The sequence below is a fragment of the Bartonella sp. AA74HLJMH genome (genome assembly GCF_042197045.1).
Classification (GTDB): Bacteria; Pseudomonadota; Alphaproteobacteria; order Rhizobiales; family Rhizobiaceae; genus Bartonella.
The window spans coordinates 1-543 of the sequence record NZ_JBHIRJ010000168.1 but is presented as its reverse complement, the minus strand read 5'-3'; the positions used below and the strand labels follow the sequence as shown (position 1 = coordinate 543).

Genomic DNA, 543 nt, shown 5'->3' with positions numbered 1-543 from the left:
GCTCTTCCCAACAGGCGGCTTAAATGATTGCGATTATCAAGCGTCAACCGCCCCATGGCATCTGCCGCTTGCATGGGATCAAACCTATCCTGCAAACCATATTGCTTGGCGGTGCTGTCTATAAATTGATACAACCCACCCGCAGAAGAGCGGGGATTCCTTGCATTCGGATTGCCTCCACTTTCAACTTGCGCAACACGGTACAAATAACTCTCTGGCAAACCATAACGCGCTGCTGCTTGACGGATCGCTTGATTAACAGAAGGACTAGAACGGGTCATAGCCTAATCTCCTCCCTTACTCAAATGCACTCAATAAATTCAACTCCTCCGTTGAGGCTTTTCCCCCACCTCCAAACAAAGCAGCAGAAAGCTTTTTGAACCATTCTTTTGTCGCATATCCCTTATGATGCGCGTTTACCATGCGTTGAATGAGAGCTACAATTTGATCATTCTTAATCTGTGTCCCCCCTGTTAACAATTTGACAACATCCTTTTCAATCCGTTGACGCTCTCTAAACGCCGCCTCTTTGAAAGGAATCCA

At 46.8% G+C, this 543-nt stretch carries 1 protein-coding gene and 1 pseudogene; both read right to left on the bottom strand.

From position 1 onward, the window contains the following. The coding region (locus ACFINH_RS10390) for a transglycosylase SLT domain-containing protein (protein ID WP_375633098.1) at positions 1 to 281 on the bottom strand (281 nt) is incomplete at its 3' end. A 16-nt stretch (positions 282 to 297) separates the two neighbouring features. Continuing rightward, positions 298 to 543: pseudogene (locus ACFINH_RS10385) on the bottom strand (hypothetical protein); the annotation flags it as partial.